The sequence below is a fragment of the Streptococcus sp. HMSC034E03 genome (assembly GCF_001811505.1).
GTDB lineage: Bacteria > Bacillota > Bacilli > Lactobacillales > Streptococcaceae > Streptococcus.
The window spans coordinates 1-736 of record NZ_KV804927.1 but is presented as its reverse complement, the minus strand read 5'-3'; the positions used below and the strand labels follow the sequence as shown (position 1 = coordinate 736).

Here is a 736-nt window from a genome sequence, read left to right as displayed (position 1 = left end):
CATTTTCAAATCGCTCTAAATTCGTAAAATGCCAATCGATAAATTGTTTTCCTTCGACCAGCTTCGAGCTAAATTCATAAGATTGGATCTCGATGCGTTTCGAGGTGCTGAGAATGATGGAGAAAAAGTAGGTCTTGTCATAAAAAGTAAGCCGTGACGACTTTGTCAGTCGTTTCTCGATACAATGGCCAAGGTTCAAATCTGAAGCGATTATGGTCTTGTCCTTATTACTCCATTTATACGTTGTGATTTGCGAGTAGCACCAGCGCCAGAAATCTGCAGGTGGTTTCAATCGTCTATCAGCTTCTCGCTTGCATTGTTCATGTTTCATTCATCCAAGAAATCGAAAATGCTCATTTGCTTTTCGACTACTCCTTTCTCTTTCTTAATTTTGACCGCATCAACTTTATTTTCGGGAGGATTTTTAGGCTTTTCTACCTTCTTCTTGACAGATTCAACAGGCACCTGCTTGATGTTAGATACTTGCGAATTTGAGATAAAATATTCTCGAACCCATCTGAAGACAGTAGCATCATCGATACAAGCGACTCCGTTTTCAGCAAATTTACGAGCTTTTTCTTTTGCAAAGCTTAAAGCACACTTCAGAGAGTATCGCTCTTTTAAGATTCCTTTAAATAATTCCTCATCCTCCTGATCGCATATCCAGTTATGAACACGATCAAGTGAGTTATCATGTGGTTGATTTAATTCCTCTAGCAACTTCGCCAGGGCTTTT

1 protein-coding gene and 1 pseudogene are annotated in these 736 nt (G+C 39.3%); both read right to left on the bottom strand.

Translation table 11 applies throughout. The annotated features are described in order from the left end of the window. Positions 1 to 331 (bottom strand): annotated as a pseudogene (locus tag HMPREF2805_RS11365) (hypothetical protein); the annotation flags it as partial. Beyond that, on the bottom strand, positions 328 to 736 hold a 409-nt coding region (locus HMPREF2805_RS00285), incomplete at its 5' end, for a Cas9 inhibitor AcrIIA9 family protein (RefSeq protein ID WP_075230963.1). The gene HMPREF2805_RS00285 and the pseudogene HMPREF2805_RS11365, both read right to left, overlap by 4 nt.